Here is a 20,469-nt window from a genome sequence, read left to right on the forward strand (position 1 = left end):
CTGTAAGCCTTCTGCTTGAGTTAGGTTAGTCTTTAGCATATTTGCTATCTCTTCTCCAAGAGCACTTACTCCGCTAGCTATCATGCCGCTGTCGTCAAGGCGAGATGTGAAGTCATGCTTTTTGTAAGATGTTAGTAAATTTAAGACATCATTACTGTTTGAAGATATGGCTATTTTTAGAGATTTTTGTAAATTTGCTAGATCTTCTTTAAGCTCTTCTAATGTTGGGTTATTTGTGGTTATATCATCCAAGGTAGTTGCAAATTTGCCGTTTTCTATCTGTTTTATAAAGGTATTTACACTCTTTAAAAACTGTGTTTCACTGATCTTTTGAGTAGATATTTCTTGCATACCTTCATTGATCATCTTTGCCATTTTGCCAAGTTCATCATTTGAGGCAACCTTGATGTCGGTTACTTTGTTTGTTTTGTTGTGCAGGAAGTTGAAAAAGCCCACGAGTCCAAGCTCTATATCTTTTATAGGTTTTAGTTTGTAACTCATTATTAGCATTAGTATTAGCGAGATTAAAACTATAAATGCCACAGATAGTCCGACTTGTGTTTGTAAAAGTGCATTTGAACTTTTGTCATTTATGCTAAGAGGAACAACCGAACATACAAGTAAATTTGAAGACGGTTCTGTTAGACATGCAGCGACCATTGTTTCGTCATTTTCTGTAAATTTATGCGTTCTTAACTCGCCTAAAATTTTTTTATTGTCATCTTTGAAGATATTGATAAGATCTTTTGTTAAAGGAAGCTCTTTTAATATCAACTCTTTGTCTTGGTTTATGAGCATCCTGCCTTTTTGATCGATAGCGATGATCTTCTCTTCTTCGTAGTGTTTCATGCCAAGTATACTGTCGCTAAGACCTTCAAGTAAAATATCAGAGGCAACGACTGAGGACAGTTTACCGTTTTTATAAATAGGCGCGGTTAGCGAAATGGCTAGGTGGTTGCCTGTTGAAGTTATGTAGGCATCGGTTATGGTATTTTTCCCGTTTTGTGCGGTTTGTTTATACCAGCCACGAGCTCTTGGATCGTAGCCATCGCTTGGCCATTGGTTTTTGTTATTTGAGCGAAGCATTCTGCCGTTTTCTTCAAAGCCCATATAAAATAGTGCAAAATCGGCAGACTCTTGACCTGTTTTTAAGACGCTTAAAATTTCATCTTCTGACATATCTTTATCTTTTAGTTTGCTGGCTAAAAAATTTATAGGTCTAAATTTGGAAACAAAATAGCTATTTAGGTAATTTATACTATTTTCTACGACATTGTATTGCGAAGAGAGAACAAGTTTGTTGGTCTCCTTCTTGACGAAGAAAAAGTTGGTAAATGAAAATATGCTAAGCCCTGCAACCAAGCACACACTAATCCACAGCACGACACTTTTTACGAGTTTTGAGCCCATAATTTATCCTTTTTTGTAGTATAAAAGTAATTTATTTTTAACAGCATTTTATAAGATTGGCATTATATAACGTAACAACTTACATATTACTTTTATTAAAATTTATGTGTCATTTGGAAAAAATTTATTTTTAAGATGATGCCGGCTTTAAACCGGCATTTGGTTTATCTTCTGCTGTCTTCTTGTACTTTTTTTATAAAGTATTTTGCATGCTCGACTGGTATATCAGGAAGTATGCCGTGACCTAGGTTGAAGATATGAGGAGCACCCTTCATGGCTTCAAGTACGTGTGACACGCCTTCATCAATAGCTGTTTTGCTATAAAGACGTGTTGGTTCCATATTGCCCTGAAGGACGTATTTTGGGCTTAGCTTTTCACGTGCGGTTTTTATCGGAGTGCTCCAATCAACACCAAAAACATCAAAATTTCCAGAAATTTTATCCAAATAACCGCTTATGCCTTTTGGAAATACGATAACCGGAATTTGAGGAAATTCACGTTTGATTTCATCCACGATTTTAATGATATATTTCCAGCTAAATTCAAAAAATGCACTCTCTTCAAGAGCGGCAGCCCAGCTGTCAAAAATTTGTATAGCATTTACTCCCGAACGAATTTGTTCTTTTGCGTAACCGATACAAGCGGCAGTAACTTTATCTAAAATTTGATGCAAAAGTTCAGGGTTTGAATAGAGCATTTTTTTGCAGATCGCGTAAGTTTTTGTGCCTTGGCCCTCTATCATATATGTAGCAAGCGTCCAAGGAGCACCCAAAAATCCTATCAAAGCCTTATCGGCAGCTAAATTTTGGCGTGTTAGCTTAATAGTATCGTAAACATAGGTTAAATTTTTAACAGCTTTTGCGCTATCAAGCTTTTCTAAGTCCTCTAGGTTTTTAACGGACTCGTCAAATACAGGGCCTTCGCCTTTTATAAATTTAAGCTCCATGCCCATCTCAAGTGGAACTACCAAAATATCGCTAAAAAGTATCGCGGCATCAACGCCTAAAATATCAACAGGCTGTATCGTAACTTCGCTGGCTTTTTTATAATCCTTGCAAAGCGATAGAAAATCCCCGGCTTGCGCTCTAACTTGCATGTATTCTGGTAGGTAGCGACCGGCTTGACGCATCATCCAAACGGGAGTATAAGGAGTTGGTTTTTTTAAGCAGGCATCAATAAAAATCATGCTTTTCCTTTATTTTTAAGATTGTTAGATTATATAGAAAAATAGCATATATTAAGATTAATCCGCACTTGCAGGGTTGGCGTTTGTTTAACGCCAATAAAGTAGGGCATAAAAGGCAAAAATTTGAAGATGGGTCTAAATCAATGTGAACCGCCTTTGTGCAAAAAATAAAGTCCAACACAAAGCGCAAGTATAGAAGCTGCAAGATATGCCATCTCAAGTGGAGTTGTGAAATTTGCATGCAAGACGCGTTGGAAGAAATTTACGATCAAAACCATTACGATAACTTTTGCTAGTTTGTCTTTTAGCTCATCAAGAGAGTGCACCTCAAGGACGTTTGAGCTTTTGTCGATTTTTAGCTCGTCTATCTCGCTTATAAACAGCTCATAAATGCCAAAGCTAAATATAAAAAGCACAAGTGCCATGAGGTATAAGTCGATCGCTCCGACTATTACGCCGACGATATCGGAGTGAAAATCATCAGGATGAAATCCTTTAAAAAAGTAAGCATATACGTCGCCAAAAACAACTAAAACATCATAACTTGCGATGATAAAAAGCACTATGGCTCCAAGTAGACAAAAGATAACCGGAAGTATCGTAAATGCGTTACTTGCGATCATTAATCTCTCAAAAATTCTTTTAAGCATTTTTTTCCTTTGAAATTTATAAAGGCGGTATTCTATAAAAATTTGGCTTAATTTACTAAATTTTATCAATAAATAAATTTATAAAAACAAAGAATCTAGGCTTTGTAAATTTATATGCGTGGTTGAATTACTAGCTATGAAATTTTCATAGCTAGTTTATTGCATTAAAGAGCGTTTTCTGGAAGCTCTATCCATTTTTGAGCGATCCTAACAGCATTTGTAGCAGCTCCTACTCGGATTTGATCGGCGCTACACCATAGGTGAAGAACATTTGGCCTGTAGTTATCTACACGAATTCTTCCTACGTAAGTGTCGTTTGTGTCGGTAGAGTGAAGAGGCATTGGATACTCTTTTTTGCTTGGGTTATCAAGTACTATAAGGCTTGGAGCTTTACTTAAAATTTCTTTTGCATGAAGAGCGTCTACATCTTTTGCAAAGTGGATAGTTATGGCTTCTGAGTGGCTTCTAAGAACAGGCACACGAACACAAGTTGCGCTTACTTCCATGTTTTTGTGTAGTATTTTTTGTGTTTCGTTGACCATTTTCATCTCTTCTTTTGTGTAGTCGTTGTCTAAAAACACATCGATATGAGGTATAACGTTAAATGCTAGGCGATGCGCAAATACTTTTGGCTCGCACTCGTCAAGTTTAAATTCAAAGAATTTTTGCATTTGAAGCACTAGCTCCTCCATGCCCTCCTTGCCTGCTCCAGAGGCTGCTTGGTAGGTGCTTACATCAACTCTTTGGATATCGTAAACATCATCAAGAGGTTTTAAAATTTGCACCATTTGAATAGTTGAGCAGTTTGGATTTGCGATAATACCGCGTGTTTTCCATAAAGCTATGTCTTGCGGGTTACACTCTGGAACAACCAAAGGCACATCCGCATCCATTCTAAAATGGCTAGTATTATCTATAACTACAGCATCGCTAGCAGCCGCTATTGGAGCAAATTTAGCAGAAACCGAGCCTCCTGCGCTAAAGAATGCGATATCTACTTCATTCTCTTCAAACACACTCTCGGTTAGCTCTACCACCTTATACTCTTTGCCGCCAAATTCCACCGACGAGCCTGCGCTTTTAGCGCTTGCAAGAGGTAAGATATTTGCAACCGGAAAATCAACTTCTGCTAAAACATTTAAAAGCTCTTCACCGACCGCACCTGTTGCGCCGACTATGGCAACATTGAATTTTCTCATTCAAACTCCTTTAAATTGTATATTTTTATCTTCTCTTTTAGTTCATTTTCGCTTAAATTTAATATCTCGCAAGCTTCCTTTAAATCACCCTCAACACTACGCAAAACATCTGCAAAAAGCTCTCGCTTTTTATCTGAAATTTCTTGTTTTTTTCTACTCTTTATAAAAAGGTCTTTGGCTGTTATCTCGTCATTTTCACTAAGTATCGCCGCTCGCTGGACGATAGAGATGAGCTCTCTGATGTTTCCTGGAAAGTCGTATCCTAAGAGTTCATTTTTTGCTTCTTGGTTAAAAAATTTATTCGCAAAACCATACTGAGCGCAAACATCTTCGAGTGTTTTTTTTGCGATAGGCATGATCTCTTCTTGACGCTCTCTTAAAGGAGGGATTAAGACAGGGATAGTATTTAGTCGATAAAACAGATCCTCTCTAAATTTACCGCGAGATATTAGGTTTTCTAAATTTGCATTTGTTGCACAAATTATGCGCACATCGATACTCGTGCTTTTTGTCGCGCCAAGCCTTGTTATCTCACGTTCTTGAAGTGCGCGTAAAAGTTTTGGCTGTAAATTTATAGGCATTTCACCTATCTCGTCTAAAAATAGTGTTCCGCCGTTAGCTAGCTCAAACTGTCCTTTTTTAGCTGCTGCAGCGTCGGTAAATGCACCCTTTTCAAAGCCAAAAAGTTCGCTTTCTATTAAATTTTCAGGTATCGCCGCCATATTTAGAGCGATAAATGGTTTGTTTGCCCTAGGTGAGTTTTTGTGGATAAAATTTGCAAATACCTCTTTGCCAACTCCACTTTCTCCAAAAAGCATGATGCTAACATCGGTTAAGGCTGCTTTTTTAGCGATATTTAGTGCGGGCTTTAAAGATGGTGAAACGTGAGTAAACTCATCACTATTTTGTGTTTTAGCTTCTTTTGCTTGTGTAAAATTTGGCGCTTTTTGTTTTAAAATTTCAACTCTTTTTATGGCATCGTAAAGAGTTTGAGCATCAAAAGGCTTGGTTAAAAAGTCCTTTACTCCAAGTCTTACACTTTCTATGGCTTTGTTTAAAGTGGCGTTTCCTGTGATAATGATGACATCAAATTTGCCGTCAAGAGTTTTGATAAATTCTATCCCGTCCATACCGGGCATATTTATGTCGGTTACGATAACATCGGTATCTTCTCCCATCTTTTTGATGGCCTCAGCCGCGCTTTTGTAGCTTTTGATATTTAGTTCTTCATACTCTGCAAGTGCGAGTTCGAGAGATTTTCTCATGTTTATATCATCTTCAACGATAACTACATTCATCTATCTTCCTCGCTTTTAAATACCCCAATAATAGCCGATTTTGGCTTAAATTCTATTATAAATCTTATCGGCGGTATTTTAAAATTTGAAGTTTGTGTGATGTCGTTATTTCTCTTGCGAAATTCGCTTTTTACGTCCACTCTTTGCAATGAAAAGCAGTTGAAAATTTTGTCTTTATGAAGGTTTAAAAATTCTATAACAGTTGAGTTGTTATCGAGCGTTTCGTCTATCTCGCAAAGAAATTTTAAATCGCCTTTGTATTTTAAAACCATGGCTCTTGAAAATGAAATTTCTTCAGATGTTACGACATGATTTGTTGTGTTTATATTAGCCCAGAAGATAAATTCTTCTGAGCTAAACATTAAATTTATAAGAGATATTAGTAAGAAAAGACTTCGCGCCACTTATCTTGGTCTATCCTAAGCTCCATATTGACCTTGTAAAGTCCGTCTTTAAAGCTCTCGTTAACGATTCTTGCGTTTTTAACAAGACCTTGCACTTTAGAAGTGATAGAAGAGTCTGAAAGCATAGCATCTCTGACCGTATCTTCGGCATTGATCTTAACTCCGTAAAGTTTGCCTGCAAGCTGACTGTAGGCATCAGCCATTGCTGCGCGTTTTGCTAAAGTGACTGACTGTGCGTGAGATACCGAGTTAAGAGGAGCTATGCCCTCGCCAACTGCCCTAAATGTAGTCTCGGCAGGGGCTGCGTCATAGATCATCTTCTCTTTTTTCATGACCTCTCTAAGATCGTCTTTGTCGACTTTTTGAACTATGATCTCGCGTTTTGGCTCATCGGCAAAAAAACCGTTAAATGAACAACCGCTAAAAAGCGCAACAAAAGCACATATAAGCAGAGCTTTGATTTTAATCATACTTTAACCTTTAAAATTTTTTCTTTAAAGCAAATTTTATTCCAAAAGACCTTCGTCTTCAGACTCTTCTATGTCGTCTTCACTTTCGGTTTTTGGACATTTTGCTATACTTACAACATCGTCTCCATCGACATTTACGACGATGACACCACTTGTGTTGCGTCCTGCTTTACGTATACTTTGCATATCTACGCGTATCATCTTGCCACTTGATGTAAGCGCCATCAAGTCAGCTTCGTCATCAACCATTACAACGCCGATGAGATCTCCTGTGCGGTTTGTGAGCTTCATGCAGATAACGCCTTTGCCGCCACGGTTTGTTAGGCGGTACTCTTCTGCAGTGGTTCGCTTGCCTATACCTTTTTGAGATATGCTTAAGATTTCTTGTTCGTTGTTTTCTATAACTGCTGCACCTACGACCTCGTCGTTTAGCTCTTTAAATTTAATTCCTGTTACACCTCTTGCGGTTCTTCCCATTTGGCGAACTTTGCTTACATTAAATTTAAGGCACATACCTTTTTTGGTGACGATAAATAGCATTTTTTCACCGCTTAAATCATCACTCTCTAGGTTTTCATCAGTGTTTTCGTCATTTAAAATTTCGGGTTCTATAACTTGCTCTGCGTCATTTGTTATCTCTTGTTCTGGCACGAAATCATCATCGTTTTCTACTATAAGTGCCGTTACTAACTCATCGTTGTCATCAAGACTTATAGCTCTTACGCCGATAGAGCGGATGTTTTTAAACTCGCTTAAATTTGTGCGTTTTACTATACCGTTTTTGGTAAAGAATGCAAGAGATTTATTCTCCGCAAAGTCGGTTGTGGGGATGATCGCTTTTATCTTTTCTTCGGCTTGAAGCTGTATTAAATTTACAACCGCTTTGCCTTTTGCCGTGCGACTTCCTTCAGGGATCTTATAAACTTTTAGCCAGTAAAGCTGTCCGCGGTCTGTTATAAACATAAGCGTATCATGCGTGTTGCTCGTAAAGAAGCTCTCTATGAAGTCGTCATCATATGTTGTGACTGCCACTTTGCCTTTACCGCCGCGTTTTTGCTTTTCGTATTGTTTACTTGGCACGCGTTTGATATATCCACGGTGAGTGATGGTTACGACCATATTTTCGTTTGGTATCAAATCCTCTATATCGATATCGTCATAGTCATCAACAATCTCTGTTATACGAGGGACTTTAAATTTAGAGCGAATTTCGATTAGCTCTTCGCGTATTAAATTCTCAAGTAAAACCTCGCTTTTTAGAATTTCATCAAGTCTTGCGATCTCAGCCATTAGCTCTTTTAACTCATTATCTAGCTTCTCACGCTCAAGTCCGGTTAGCTTGCTTAAACGCATGTCAAGTATGGCATTTGACTGAAGTTCACTAAGTCCGAATTTTGACATAAGTCCTTCGCGAGCCATGCTTGTGTCGGCGCTGTTTCTGATTAAAGATATGACCTCGTCTATATTGTCAAGGGCGATTTTTAGACCTTCTAAGATATGCGCTCTTGCTTTTGCCTTTTCTAGGTCAAAAATTGTTTTTCTAATTATTACTGTTTTTCGGTGATTTAAGAATAAATTTAAAAGCTCTCTTAGAGAGAAAATTTTTGGCTCTTTGTTATCGATAGCAAGCATTATCACGCCAAAGGTGCTTTCCATCGTGGTTGATTTAAAGAGGTTGTTTAATACAATATCGCTCATCGCATCACGTTTTAGCTCGATAACTACGCGGATACCCTCTCTGTCTGATTCATCACGAACTTCGCTAATGCCTTCGATCTGCTTTTCTTTTACTAAGTCGGCGATCTGCTCTATAAGACGCGCTTTGTTGGTTTGATAAGGTAGCTCGTCTATAACGATAACGTCTTTGTTTTGCTTCTTTTCGATATGAGTTTTTGCGCGAAGTTTAACACGACCGCGTCCTGTGCGGTAGGCTTCGATGATGCCTTTTTTGCCAAAGATGATACCACCTGTCGGGAAATCAGGGCCTTTTATGTGTTGCATTATCTCTTCAAGTGAGGCATTTTTGTTATCAAGAAGCAACAAAAGACCATCCACGAGCTCATCAAGACTGTGTGGCGGTATATTTGTAGCCATACCGACGGCAATACCGCTTGAGCCGTTTAGAAGTAGGTTTGGCACACGGCTAGGAAGAACATCAGGTTCGCTTGTGCTATCGTCGTAGTTTGGGATAAAGTCAACTGTATCCTTGTCTATATCGCGCAAAAGCTCTTCTGCCAAGATAGTCATCCTAGCTTCAGTATAACGCATCGCAGCTGCGCTATCGCCGTCAACTGAGCCAAAGTTACCTTGCCCGTCAACGGTAGGATATCTCATAGAAAAGCTTTGTGCCATCCTTACAAGTGCGTCGTAAACTGCGGTATCACCGTGCGGGTGATATTTACCGATGACGTCACCCACGATACGAGCAGACTTTTTATACGGACTTCTTGAGCCTACACCAAGGTCGTTCATTGCGTATAAAATTCTTCTATGAACCGGCTTTAGTCCGTCTCTTGCGTCAGGCAAAGCACGACCGATGATAACACTCATGGAGTAATCAAGATAACTCGCCTTTATCGAATCCTCGATATCTACAGCCTCAATCTCTTGGTTTATGTTTAAAATATTATCTTCCATTTTTATCCTTAAAATTAACTCCTAGATTTTATCTAAAATTTAATAAAACCTTGCTAAATAATTAATACCTTGCATCTGCTAAAACTAGACCGAAAAGCACTTCAAAACCGGCTTTTTCAAGTGTGCTTTTGGCTTCTATCATCGTTGTTGCGGTAGTTATGATGTCATCAACCAGGATTACAGGGTATTTTGGTGACTTTAAAATTTTAAAATTTCTTGGATTATCTTGCCTAAATTTTGTGCTTTTCCCGGAGTAGGTTACTTTTGACGTAGCGTGCAAAACACGATATATCGGGCGTAGATTTTTGCTTGACATAGCTTTTGCAAGTATGGCTGTGTGAGAGTAGCCGTGCAAGATATGATCGTCTATAGCAACGACATTTGCTTTTAAATTTAGAGTAAAATTTTTTGCAAATTTCTTAAAACTTAAATTTGCAAGAGCTTTGTAGACGAAGCTTCCGTGAAATTTATGTTTTGAGTGGATTAAATTTTTGATTGCAGAGTATTCGTAAAAGCTGTAAATTTTAAAACCTTCAACTTCGCGAAGTGCTAATGTAGGCTCTTTTAAGCTAAACTCGCAAATTTTGCAAAATGTAAATATACTAAAAGAGCCGCAGTTAAGACAAAACATCAGCTGTTTAAAATTTGTATCGCAACTCTTTTTACGGCGTCATTTATCATATCTCGTAGTAGTGTTTTAAAGGCGTTTCCTGACGGTATAAGCTCAAATTTTGTCTGTTCGTTTGAGATATTTTTTGTTATGGTTGTTTCGCCTTTTTGGATTTTAAGTAGAATTTTTATATTGCCACGAGTGTTATCTGAGGCAAATCCACTCATATTTGCGCTAAATTCGTTTATATAAATTTCTGCGACCACTCCGCTTAAATTTCCTACATTTGCGCCGTTTGCCTTAAGTTCTGTCGTTAGAGCCTCATTAAACCAGCTTGCTAGGTCGTTTTGCAACATGACATACTCTTTGACGCTGCCTTTACTGTCTGTTATCGTAGCGACTACGCTTTTGTTTTTACGGTTATCATGGATGTTTGCGATATAGACATCTTTATAGCTTGTTTTGGAGGCGGCTTTGGTGTTGTAAGGCTCTAAATTTACCACACTTTGAGTTGGTGAACATCCGCTAAAAGCCAGCAAGGCAAGTAAGGCCGCAAATAATATCTTTAAATTCTTCATCTTAGCTCCTTAAATTTTTGAAATTTCACCGGCTACTTTGATCGCAGCTTGTTTTACTAAAAGTGCGACAAAGAAGTCAAAGTCTTTGGCTTGATTTGCATTTAGACGTTTGACTTGTTGCTTTGTTGAAATCCCTAAATTTCTTTTAAAATTTATATTAGAAATGACTAAATTTCCGCTTAATCTACCGCTTAAAATTTTACTATCATAGTCATAAGTCGCCCAGAAATTCCTAAAGTCAAAATCAAGTCTGTATGTATATGGCGATGTTTGTGTACCAACTACTAAAATTCCTCTGGAATTTAGCTCATCTTCTAAAAAGGTATAAAACAATGCTTCAAGGCTTGGTCTTGTGTCATAAAGCCATTTTTGGTCATATTTGTTAGTATACTCTATCCCTTTTGCACTCTCTCTGCTGTCTGTTATGCGGTGGATATATACTTTTTTAAGTCCGATGTCTGTATCTATTAAATTTTTAGACAAGCAACACTTTATCGCGACATCGCTTGTGTATTCGCGTCCGTTTATGGTTATGGTTTTAGCAAGAAAATTTTGACTACATTCGCTACAATCCACCTTAAGTCGCATGACTTCGTTAAATGCTGTTTTAGTCTCATCATCCATCTTGTATCCGTACTCGGTGCCAAAAAATTTATATCCGCAACCGCTCAAAAACAGCGTTACAAATAAAGCTAAAAATAAATTTTTAAACCAAAACATCATATCTCCTTAAGGTTATATATCTTGTTTAGTCTATCTTTAAAACGCTCAAAAACGCCTCTTGCGGTAAATTTACCTTTCCTATGGCTTTCATGCGTTTCTTGCCCTCTTTTTGCTTCTCAAGCAGCTTTCTTTTACGTGTTATATCGCCACCGTAACATTTTGCCGTTACGTTTTTACCCATTGATTTTACCGTCTCGCGTGCGATAACTTTGTTGCCGATACTTGCTTGGATAGCTACTTCAAAAAGTTGTCTAGGCACTATCTCTTTCATGGCTTTTACAAAGTCTCTGCCCTTGGTTTGCGCCTTGCTTTCAGGTACGATGATAGATAGAGCATCCACTGTCTCTCCGGCTACTTTTATGTCAAGTTTTACTAGATCTCCGATACGATAATCGCTAGGCTCATAGTCAAAGCTAGCATATCCTTTTGTGCTTGATTTTAACTTGTCATAAAAGTCCATAACAATCTCGTTCATCGGTATATCATACTCAAGTAAAACACGTTCTGGCGTTATGTAGTCCATCTTGGTTTGCATACCACGGCGGTTGTTTAGAAGCGTGATGATATTACCCAAAAATTCGGTCGGTGTGATAATGGTTGATTTGACATACGGCTCTTTTATGTGTTCGATTTTATTGACGGCAGGAAGTTGGCTTGGGTTTTGAATTTGTGTTATGACGCCGTCTGTTTGCACTACTTCGTATGTAACGGTTGGCGCGGTTGCGATTAAGTCTAGGTTAAACTCTCTCTCCAAGCGCTCTTTTACGACTTCCATGTGAAGCAAGCCTAAAAAGCCCACCCTAAAGCCAAATCCTAGTGCGATAGAAGTTTCAGGCTCGTAGCTTATCGAGCTGTCATTTAGCTTTAGCTTATCAAGCGCGTCGCGCAGATCTTCAAATTTATCGGTTTCTATCGGATAAAGTCCTGCAAACACAAAAGGTTTTGCCCTCTCAAAGCCGCCTATGGGCTCTTTTGTAGGGGTTTTTACCGAGGTTATGGTATCTCCGACTTGCACATCACTAACATTTTTAAGACCTAAAACCACTACGCCTACTTCGCCTGAATTTATGGCAGAAGTTTTTATAGGAGCTATCGGGTTTGGATACATTAGGTCTAATACGATGTGTTTTTTACCTGTCCCCATGACTAAAATTTCATCGTTTTTTGAAATTTTACCGTCATATACGCGAACAAGTGCAAGTGCGCCAAGGTAGTTATCAAACCAACTATCATAAATCAGCGCCTTTGTCGGGGAATTTTCATTTGAAACAGGAGCAGGGATCCTTGTAGATATAGCTTCAAGTAGCTTGTCTATGCCGATACCGCTTTTTGCACTAACTTCGATAGCGCCTGAGCAGTCAAGTCCGATGATGTGTTCGATCTCGTTTTTTACGCGCTCCGGGTCTGCTGCAGGGAGGTCGATCTTGTTGATTACGGGGATGATTTCTAGGTTGTTTTCAAGTGCGATGTAAACGTTTGCTATCGTTTGAGCTTCAACGCCTTGGCTAGCATCAACAACAAGCAATGCACCCTCACAAGAGGCAAGGGAGCGACTAACTTCATAGCTAAAGTCCACGTGTCCGGGAGTGTCGATAAGGTTAAATACGTAGTTTTCTCCATTAAGCTTATAGTCTAGTCTTACGCTTTGGGCTTTTATCGTGATACCGCGCTCTTTTTCTATATCCATAGTATCCATGATCTGCGATGTCATCTCGCGGTCGCTTACTGCTCCACACTCTTGGATAAGGCGGTCTGCAAGCGTGCTTTTACCGTGGTCGATATGGGCTATGATGCTAAAATTTCTGATGTTTTTCATACAAATTTTTACTTTATGTTAAATTTTTTGGCTTTTATATTGCCTAAATTTCAATTAAAAAGCGATAAATTAAGAGTTAATCATAAAATAGATAGATAGCAAAAATAGAAATTTATTTTGATTTTGTTTGTGCGTTTTGCTATATTGGCAAGTGGAGCAATTTTAAAGGCAAAATAGTATAGAAGCAGTTTGTGGGGATTAGTGTGCAAAGAGCGTATCGGGAAAATACCGCAAAAACAAGGCTGAGGCGATGGAGATGATATGCGGTATAGAGTATACGGCTAAGAGAGTGGACATCGATACAAACTATGAAAAGGTGTAAAATCACTAATTTTTGACGTTCGCAGGTTGTAAAAATTCGCCCAAGAAAAAAGGATGTAGTGATGTGGCTAGTGAAGCTATTTTTAAGGTGTATTTTATCGAAAATTCTTTGCTTTCAGAGCAAGTAAATTTGGTTGAAATTGCTAAGCAAATCGGGTTAGACGAGAGTCAAACACCAGAAATTATAAACTCAGACAGATGCAAGCAAGAGATAAGCGACGATGAAGAAAAAGCCTATAAAATGGGTATTTCGGCGGTGTCATTTTTTATCATTGATGATAAATTTAGCATATCAGGAGCGCAAGGAACACCAGATATGCCAGAAGTGATAAAAGGGCAAAAGCTATTCTTTTATATCGCCATCAAGCTCTATACTTACACGTTTGCCGATGTCTTTTAGCTTGCTAAATTCTTCTATGAGCTTTGGTGCGTCATCAAGGCTAATCGCAAATGTCCAAAGATAGGTAAGCGCGGAGTAGATATGTCCTGCGTTTGCGTTGTTGCTTGATAATAAAAATATGGCTAGGCTAAATAGTATCGCCGCACTTACGCCGATGATAAAAAAGCTCATCGCTTCGCGGTTTGAGATGCGAATACGAAGGCGTGAAAGTATGCCGTAGTGACGCGTAAGTATGTACTCATCGCCTGCATTTATGCGTTTTGCTTCGCGTTCAAGTTGGTTGTTTAGCTTTAGATAAAGCCTTTCGTTTTTGGCGATATACTTTGGCAGTAAAATAGCAAATATAACAAGCAAAACGCAAACTGCCAAACCCACGTAAAACTCGATAAATAAAAGCATTATCGCTGAGCCAAATATCGAAACAGCCGAGGTAAAAAGCATAGGGAAGTGTTGCTCGAAAAAGTCTACAAACTCACGTGATAAATTTGCTCTAGCAATGATAGTGCTTTCATCTTTTTTGGCTCGTTTTTCACTCATGATGACGCTTACGGCTAGTTCTGCGTAAATTTTGGTAAAGACCTGCGTATCCACTCTGCGTCTAACAGCGCCCAAGCCCCAGCCGATAAATACCATCGCCGAGTAGCTGAGTGCTAGTAGGGTGTTGCCATCCACTATCGCGTTTATAGCGATACCGGTAAGTATAGGATAGACTAGAAATAGTCCATTTTCAGCTAGAACTAAGCTAAAAGTGAAAAACAGCCTTTTAAAATTTTGTTTTGCTATAAAAAGCAGGGTTTTAAAAGCGCTTGGCTTCATAAAATCCCAGCCCTATCTTCGCTTAGTCCGTTTTCGTTTAGATAGTAGATTTTATCCGCGACATTTCGCACAAATTCTTTATCGTGAGATACGATGATTTGGCTTATGTCAAGGCTTTTTAGTATCTGCGTCAGTCTTGTTTGCATCTTAAAGTCAAGCGCGGTTGTCGGCTCATCAAGTAGTAAAATTTTAGGCTTTGAGATGAGTACTCCAGCAAGTGCTACAAGCTTTTTCTCGCCACCTGAGAGGTGAAAGACTATCTTGTCTTTTAGGTGCCAGATATCAAAATGCTCCAAAATTTCCCTTGATTTCTCCACCGCTTCATCTTTATCTACGCCTCTTGAAAGTAGGCTAAATGCCACGTCCTCAAGCACTTTTGGGTAGATGAACTGATCGTCGCTATCTTGAAACAGATAGCCTATCTCGCCCCTATATTTTTTAAAGCTATCAAGATTTAACATAGGTTCGTGAAACAGCTCGATGACACCGCCACTAGCGTTTCTAAGCCCTGCGATAGTCTCAAGAAGCGTGGTTTTGCCTGAGCCATTTGCGCCGATTATGGCTATCTTTTCTTTATGTGAGACGTTTAAATTTACTCCGCTAAATAGTAAATTTTCATCCGCACAAACTGATAAATTTCTGATAGTCACCGAACAGCTCAAACCAAAACTCCAACTCTAAAAATCACTGCCACCAAAACAGAAGCAAACAGTATAATATCATAAAAACCTATCTTTTTTGCCCCGTCAAGCTCATAAAATTTACACTCGAAGCCACGCGTTATCATCGCTTTTTCAAGCATATTTGCACTGTGAAACGCCTTTAAAAATAGCATAGCAACGACGTTCGCGTATGTTTCATAGGTAAAAAGCGAGGTTTTACGCACAAAGGCACGTGCTTTTAGCGTCATTTTTATCCTTGAAAGCTCGCTCGTTAGCATCTCGATAAATCTAATGCTAAAGTAAACCAAGTAGCTTACCTTTCCATCAAGTCTTAGCCCTGATACGCCTCTTGCGATGTCGTAGTAGTTCGCGCCATAAAAGAGCAGTCCGCCAAAAAGCAAGATGAGGTTTGACCTTATAAAGATAAGTAGGGCTAAGTCGTAGTTTTGTGACAGCATGACGCTAAGTGCGACAAAAACGATAAATAAATTTAGAAAGATAACCCTTTTTATAACGGCAAAAATGATGCTGAAATTTAGGGCAAAAAGAAGCAGTAATGGCAAAAGAAAGCTTGCGTAAATAGTGCTTGAAAGTGCGACAAATAGGCTAAATATGCTAAAGCTTACTATTGTTATAGAGGGATTCATCTGCGCCTTTTTATGATATGAAGTGCGCCAAAAACTGCAAAAATGATAGCAAGTGAGCCTATAAATTTGAGTATAAAATCACTCTCTTTTGGCTCCTCTGTTGTCATATTTGACCTATCAGCTACGAAATTTATCCGCTTTTCGTGTGCTAGTGAGCCATCGACAAAAATTTCAAATTTATCCGCTTTTATTTCTAGTCTAGCCATGCCTTTATCATCTGTTTTTGTACTTTGTATGACCTTGCCATCCGCTATGATACTAACCTCACACCCCCTGCAAGGCGAACTCGCGTTAAAGTAGCTCTTTATCTCTACAAAATTTCCATCTTGTCTAGCAAAAACCTTTAGCGCATGAGCGTCTGCGAAATTTAAAAAAAGGACAAAAACTAGCCAAAATTTCATCTAAGCAGATCCTTATTTACCTTATATATAAAGCCGATGCCAAAGAGACTTATCACGCCCTCGATAGCCATGAGGGCAAAGTTTGAAGCTAGTGCTAGACCTGCGACGGCCACAAATTCCTTGCCATTTAGCACCAAAACACCGCTAAGCGCGAGGGCTGAGACGAGTATAGGCACAAATCCCGCCAAAAACCAGCAAAATTTTTGATACTTCATAAATGAAAGATGCAAAAAATACCTACCTAAAATCGCAGGAAGCGCGAGAACCAGCAGGTTTACCCCAAGTACACTTATGCCACCATATCCAAAAAATAGAGCTTGTAAAAATAGCGCGATAAGCACTGCAAGAACAGCGTTTATGCCCAAAAATGCGCCGACCAAGCCGCTTAAGATAAGATGTATGGAGGTTGGCCCAAGCGGTACGTGGATAAATGAGGCGATAAAAAATATCGCGCTCATACAGGCGATTTTAGGTATATCTTTAACCTCTAGTTTATAGACTAGGTACGCGCTAAGCGCACCCGCTACGACGTTTGCAGGTATGATGATCTGGGGCAGTAGTACCCCTTCGCTTATGTGCATTACTTATACTCTTTGGTCTCTACCCAGATGACTCCGCCGATCTCCACCGGATACTCTTTGCCATCCTTTTTGATAGTCTCATCATCCTCTATAAGCGCGGCAAATCCCCACCATCCAGCAAGTGGCATAACAAAGCTAAACTCGCCTCTCTCGTTTGTCTTAACTTCTTGTGTTATAAAGTCCTCGCCTGGTGCTTTGACCTTGCCCTTGTCGTTGTAGTACTCGACCTCGACTATCACGCCTTTTGCCGGTTCGCCCTTGTACATAACTACGCCGGTAAAGATATTGCCCTTATATAGTCCGTAAGGCCTAGTGAGTGGCACTATCTCAGCCTTTAACCCTATAGGCTCGTCCCAGCCCTCGCCAAAGCCGTATGCGTCTACTACGGTTTTGCTTATGTGTCTTATAAATGTATCCTCGGCAGGCTCAAAATACGGTGCAGGATCTACGAAAAACTGGTAAACTCCAGGCTCTTTTATCTCATAAGTAGCTTCGTGATACTTAAACTCGCCCTCTTTTTTCTCTACCAAATTTGTAAAATTTTGCTTTTTACCAGCGGTAAATACCCCAGCCACCTTTGGCTTTTGCATATCCATCATCTCATTTTCAAAAGGATGGTTAAATTTATAAACTATCTTTTGAGTCGCATTTGACTGATCATCTATCGTAGAATTTGATGGTAAAACCACGCCAAAGTGTGCAAACGCTGAAGTAGCGCAAAGAAGCATCGCTGATATAAGTGTTTTATTCATTTATTACCCTTTCAAAAAAAATATTACGAAATTATGCAGGTTAAATACTTAAAAATAGCTGATATAAAATTATTTTTATTGTAACTCTTGACATTACAACAAAAAGTGGTTATACTTCGCTCATCAGTTATAACTAATATAATTACAACAAAAAATTTCAAGGAGAAAAAGATGAAAAAAGTAGCTGTTATAGGAGCAAATGGACAAGCAGGAGCTAGGATAGTAGATGAGGCGCTTCGCCAAGGATACGCAGTAACTGCGGTGGTGAGAAATAAAGAGTATAAAAACGACAAAGCAGGCGTGATATATAAGGATATAATGAGCCTTGAAAAGGCTGATTTAGCTGGATTTGACGCTGTGATAACTGCGTTTGGTACGTGGAGCGATGAGACTAGACACCTGCATACTGACGGTCTTTTGCACGTGGCTGACCTGCTAAGTGGTACTGATACACGCCTTTTGGTGGTTGGCGGTGCTGGTAGCTTGTATGTGGATGATGCTTTGAGTGTGAGACTTATCGATACGCCTGAGTTTCCAGCTGAGTATAAGCCAACGGCAAATGCGATGGCGCAGGGGCTTGACGAGCTTAGAAAGAGAGATGATGTAAAGTGGACTTATCTATCTCCAGCGGCTGAGTTTGAGGTGGATATGCCAAGAACTGGTGAGTATATCGTGGCTGGTGAGAAATTTACGCTAAATGAGAAGGGCGAGAGCGTGATAAGCTACGCTGACTACGCGATAGCGATGGTGGATGAGATAAAAAATGAAAAATTTATACAAAAACGCTTTAGCGTACTTGGGAAGTAAGGAGCTAAAATGTCAAACTACAAAATTGTATCAACCAAGAATGAGCCAAGAGTTGAGCTAAAAGAGGCTCTAAATTTAAGCGGCTGTGAGCTATCTATAAATGAATTTGGCGCAAACGTGAGTGTGCCATTTGTTCACTCGCATAAGCAAAATGAGGAGGTTTATCTAGTGCTTGAAGGTGGCGGAGTGCTGTTTATCGACGGCGAAGAGGTAGAGGTAAAAAAGGGCGATGCTATCCGTATCGACCCAGCTGGAAAAAGATGCTTTAAGACAGGAAGTAATGGTATGAAATATATCTGTATCCAAGCCAAAAAAGATAGCTTAGAGCAGTTTACTATGAGTGATGGCGTGATAAATGAGGACGTAAAGCCTAGTTGGTTGTAAAATTTAAAAGCTTTGACGGCTAAATTTGATATATTTACTCACTCAAAGCGGACGCGACGCCCTAACGGCACTAAAAATAGGCTTCATTTCGTTTAGCACTATTTTTAGGCGCGTAGCTTTTTGCTCATAAAATATCAAATTTATCTAAAAAGTAACCTTGAAATAAATATTCAAGACAGAGTGGGTATAATTTAGTTAAAATCACACCGTTTGCAAGTGTGCATACGTGTTGTATGTAACCTCAGCAAATGGTAAGATTTTGATTAAAAGATATTCGGTATGGGGAATTTAAATGCAAATAGGACAAAAATTTTCTATCGCTATTCACATCTTACTTAGCTGTGAGTATTTTAAAGATGAAAAAAATACAAGCGAGTTTTTGGCTGATACGGTGGGGACAAATCCAGTCATCATAAGAAACATCATAGCGCTTTTAAAACGCTCAAATTTAGTCATAACCAGAGCCGGGGTAGGTGGCATAAACCTAGCAAAAAGCCCAAGTGAAATTTCACTGTTTGATATATTTATGGCGGTAAACGATGGCGAAAGGGATATATTTAAAATTCATAAAAACTCACCACCACCTTGTCCGCTTGGAGGTAAGATCCAAAGTCTTTTAACACCAAAATTTAAAAGTGCCCAGCAAGCTATGTTTGATAGTCTTGCTAGCGCGAGTTTACAAAAATTACTTGATGAGTTAAATTTTGTGGAGTAAAACGAGGCTGTTTTTTAGCCTCGTTCATAAAATTTAAAATAGTGAGTTTACGCTCTCGTTGTGATAAATTCTTCTTATGGTTTCACCAAAAAGTGGTGCTACGCTTAGCACTTTTATACAAGGAAGCTCCTCTTTAAGAGGTATTGTATCAGTCACCACTAGCTCATCAAGATAGCCTTTGCCAAGGTTTTCATATGCGGCACCACTTAGCACCGGATGAGTACAAAATGCCATAACACTAGTTGCACCTTTTTCTTTAAAAACTTTTGCTGCTTTTACGATCGTTCCTGCTGTATCTATCATGTCATCTACTAGTATTACGTCTTTGCCGTTTACATCACCGATAACATTCATAACTTCGCTTTCGTTTGCTTTTTCGCGGCGTTTATCTACGATAACCATGTCAAGGCCTAAATTTTTTGCCAGCGCTCTTGCGCGTGCAACACCGCCTACGTCAGGGCTTGCTACGATTGGATTTGGTAAATTTTTTGATTTTACATAATCGGTAAACACAATGCTTCCATAAAGGTTATCTACCGGTATATCAAAAAAGCCTTGAATTTGACCGGCATGTAAGTCCATGGTAACTACTCGGTTTATACCTGCTGCTTGCATCATGTTTGCTACAAGTTTTGCGGTGATAGGCACTCTTGGAGCTGCTTTTCTATCTTGTCTAGCATAGCCAAAGTATGGGATAACTGCAGTGATCGAGCTAGCAGAACTTCTTTTTAAAGCGTCTGTTAATATTAAAAGTTCCATTAAATTTATATTTGCAGGGGCGCAGGTCGGTTGGACGACAAACACATCTTTTCCTCTTACGCTTTCGCCGATTTGCACACTTATTTCGCCATCGCTAAAACGCTTAATGCTTGCTTCGCTAAGTGGCAGGGAAAGATATTGCGCTATTTTTTTAGAAAACTCAGGATTGGCCGTTCCTGAAAAAATTTTATAACCTCTCATTTTTATAACCTTTTTTGGCATGAATTAATTCATATAATTTT

The 20,469-nt window shown here is 39.0% G+C and carries 23 protein-coding genes; 4 read left to right on the forward strand and 19 right to left on the reverse strand.

All coding sequences use genetic code 11. The features are described from left to right. From CCAL5182_RS08705 to lepA, 12 genes are all read right to left on the reverse strand, one after another. Positions 1 to 1,410, reverse strand: a 1,410-nt coding sequence (locus CCAL5182_RS08705; RefSeq protein WP_336610805.1) for a cache domain-containing protein, incomplete at its 3' end; no start/stop codon positions are given. Positions 1,411 to 1,574: 164 nt separating this feature from the next. After that, positions 1,575 to 2,597, reverse strand: coding sequence for a uroporphyrinogen decarboxylase (gene hemE / locus CCAL5182_RS08710; RefSeq protein ID WP_336610806.1), 1,023 nt, complete (start codon positions 2,595 to 2,597; stop codon positions 1,575 to 1,577). Positions 2,598 to 2,737: 140 nt separating this feature from the next. Beyond that, positions 2,738 to 3,247 (reverse strand): YqhA family protein, encoded by a 510-nt coding sequence (locus CCAL5182_RS08715; RefSeq protein ID WP_336610807.1) that lies wholly within the window; start codon positions 3,245 to 3,247, stop codon positions 2,738 to 2,740. Between the two features lie 164 nt (positions 3,248 to 3,411). Then, positions 3,412 to 4,446 carry an aspartate-semialdehyde dehydrogenase gene (locus CCAL5182_RS08720; protein ID WP_336610808.1) on the reverse strand — a complete coding sequence of 345 codons (1,035 nt, stop codon included), beginning with the start codon at positions 4,444 to 4,446 and terminating at the stop codon, positions 3,412 to 3,414. Continuing rightward, on the reverse strand, positions 4,443 to 5,744 hold the full coding sequence (locus CCAL5182_RS08725) for a sigma-54-dependent transcriptional regulator (RefSeq protein ID WP_336610809.1): 1,302 nt from the start codon (positions 5,742 to 5,744) through the stop codon (positions 4,443 to 4,445). The genes CCAL5182_RS08720 and CCAL5182_RS08725 overlap by 4 nt, the downstream gene beginning before the upstream one ends. Then, positions 5,741 to 6,148 (reverse strand): hypothetical protein, encoded by a 408-nt coding sequence (locus tag CCAL5182_RS08730; protein WP_169938781.1) that lies wholly within the window; start codon positions 6,146 to 6,148, stop codon positions 5,741 to 5,743. Before CCAL5182_RS08730 ends, CCAL5182_RS08725 begins: the two co-directional genes overlap by 4 nt. Then, positions 6,124 to 6,618 (reverse strand): LPP20 family lipoprotein, encoded by a 495-nt coding sequence (locus CCAL5182_RS08735; protein WP_169938779.1) that lies wholly within the window; start codon positions 6,616 to 6,618, stop codon positions 6,124 to 6,126. Before CCAL5182_RS08735 ends, CCAL5182_RS08730 begins: the two co-directional genes overlap by 25 nt. A 36-nt stretch (positions 6,619 to 6,654) precedes the next feature. Then, entirely contained in the window at positions 6,655 to 9,255 is a 2,601-nt protein-coding gene (gyrA, locus tag CCAL5182_RS08740; RefSeq protein WP_336610810.1) for a DNA gyrase subunit A, read from the reverse strand. Positions 9,256 to 9,316: 61 nt separating this feature from the next. Further along, a complete protein-coding gene (locus CCAL5182_RS08745; RefSeq protein ID WP_169938776.1) occupies positions 9,317 to 9,886 on the reverse strand; it encodes a ComF family protein in 570 nt (189 codons plus the stop codon). Beyond that, positions 9,886 to 10,443: a YajG family lipoprotein gene (locus tag CCAL5182_RS08750; protein ID WP_170017238.1), complete on the reverse strand. Its 558-nt coding sequence runs from the start codon at positions 10,441 to 10,443 to the stop codon at positions 9,886 to 9,888. Before CCAL5182_RS08750 ends, CCAL5182_RS08745 begins: the two co-directional genes overlap by 1 nt. Before the next feature lie 9 nt (positions 10,444 to 10,452). Further along, complete coding sequence (locus CCAL5182_RS08755; protein WP_336610811.1) at positions 10,453 to 11,163, reverse strand: hypothetical protein; 711 nt, start codon at positions 11,161 to 11,163, stop codon at positions 10,453 to 10,455. Between the two features lie 28 nt (positions 11,164 to 11,191). Then, positions 11,192 to 12,988, reverse strand: a complete 1,797-nt coding sequence (lepA, locus tag CCAL5182_RS08760) for a translation elongation factor 4 (protein ID WP_336610818.1) — start codon at positions 12,986 to 12,988, stop codon at positions 11,192 to 11,194. A 379-nt stretch (positions 12,989 to 13,367) separates the two neighbouring features. On the opposite strand from lepA, the gene CCAL5182_RS08765 reads away from it, so the two are divergent. Continuing rightward, positions 13,368 to 13,703 carry a DsbA family oxidoreductase gene (locus CCAL5182_RS08765; protein ID WP_336610812.1) on the forward strand — a complete coding sequence of 112 codons (336 nt, stop codon included), beginning with the start codon at positions 13,368 to 13,370 and terminating at the stop codon, positions 13,701 to 13,703. Here CCAL5182_RS08765 and CCAL5182_RS08770 read toward each other — a convergent pair. Genes CCAL5182_RS08770 through CCAL5182_RS08795 form a run of 6 tightly spaced genes read right to left on the reverse strand, consistent with a single transcriptional unit; the run spans position 13,647 to position 17,562 of the window. Further along, positions 13,647 to 14,519 carry an ABC transporter six-transmembrane domain-containing protein gene (locus CCAL5182_RS08770; protein WP_336610813.1) on the reverse strand — a complete coding sequence of 291 codons (873 nt, stop codon included), beginning with the start codon at positions 14,517 to 14,519 and terminating at the stop codon, positions 13,647 to 13,649. The genes CCAL5182_RS08765 and CCAL5182_RS08770 overlap by 57 nt on opposite strands. Then, complete coding sequence (locus CCAL5182_RS08775; RefSeq protein WP_336610814.1) at positions 14,516 to 15,181, reverse strand: energy-coupling factor ABC transporter ATP-binding protein; 666 nt, start codon at positions 15,179 to 15,181, stop codon at positions 14,516 to 14,518. Before CCAL5182_RS08775 ends, CCAL5182_RS08770 begins: the two co-directional genes overlap by 4 nt. Next, a complete protein-coding gene (locus tag CCAL5182_RS08780) occupies positions 15,178 to 15,828 on the reverse strand; it encodes an energy-coupling factor transporter transmembrane component T (RefSeq protein WP_336610815.1) in 651 nt (216 codons plus the stop codon). Before CCAL5182_RS08780 ends, CCAL5182_RS08775 begins: the two co-directional genes overlap by 4 nt. Next, complete coding sequence (locus CCAL5182_RS08785; RefSeq protein ID WP_336610816.1) at positions 15,825 to 16,229, reverse strand: hypothetical protein; 405 nt, start codon at positions 16,227 to 16,229, stop codon at positions 15,825 to 15,827. Before CCAL5182_RS08785 ends, CCAL5182_RS08780 begins: the two co-directional genes overlap by 4 nt. Next, entirely contained in the window at positions 16,226 to 16,810 is a 585-nt protein-coding gene (gene cbiM / locus CCAL5182_RS08790) for a cobalt transporter CbiM (RefSeq protein ID WP_169938759.1), read from the reverse strand. The genes CCAL5182_RS08785 and cbiM overlap by 4 nt, the downstream gene beginning before the upstream one ends. Further along, positions 16,810 to 17,562, reverse strand: coding sequence for a DUF4198 domain-containing protein (locus CCAL5182_RS08795; RefSeq protein ID WP_336610817.1), 753 nt, complete (start codon positions 17,560 to 17,562; stop codon positions 16,810 to 16,812). The genes cbiM and CCAL5182_RS08795 overlap by 1 nt, the downstream gene beginning before the upstream one ends. A gap of 171 nt (positions 17,563 to 17,733) precedes the next feature. On the opposite strand from CCAL5182_RS08795, the gene CCAL5182_RS08800 reads away from it, so the two are divergent. The 3 genes from CCAL5182_RS08800 (at position 17,734) to CCAL5182_RS08810 (ending at position 19,468) form a co-directional block, all read left to right on the forward strand. Continuing rightward, on the forward strand, positions 17,734 to 18,369 hold the full coding sequence (locus CCAL5182_RS08800; RefSeq protein ID WP_169972569.1) for an NAD(P)-dependent oxidoreductase: 636 nt from the start codon (positions 17,734 to 17,736) through the stop codon (positions 18,367 to 18,369). 9 nt (positions 18,370 to 18,378) lie between these two features. Then, entirely contained in the window at positions 18,379 to 18,753 is a 375-nt protein-coding gene (locus CCAL5182_RS08805; RefSeq protein ID WP_169938753.1) for a cupin domain-containing protein, read from the forward strand. Positions 18,754 to 19,045: 292 nt separating this feature from the next. After that, positions 19,046 to 19,468: an Rrf2 family transcriptional regulator gene (locus CCAL5182_RS08810; RefSeq protein WP_169938751.1), complete on the forward strand. Its 423-nt coding sequence runs from the start codon at positions 19,046 to 19,048 to the stop codon at positions 19,466 to 19,468. A gap of 33 nt (positions 19,469 to 19,501) precedes the next feature. Here the strand turns inward: CCAL5182_RS08810 and CCAL5182_RS08815 are convergent, their stop codons facing one another. Beyond that, positions 19,502 to 20,428 carry a ribose-phosphate pyrophosphokinase gene (locus CCAL5182_RS08815; protein ID WP_169938749.1) on the reverse strand — a complete coding sequence of 309 codons (927 nt, stop codon included), beginning with the start codon at positions 20,426 to 20,428 and terminating at the stop codon, positions 19,502 to 19,504. Positions 20,429 to 20,469 lie beyond the last annotated feature (41 nt).

Origin of the sequence: Campylobacter sp. 7477a, assembly GCF_014892335.1 — a bacterium.
GTDB lineage: Bacteria > Campylobacterota > Campylobacteria > Campylobacterales > Campylobacteraceae > Campylobacter_A > Campylobacter_A californiensis.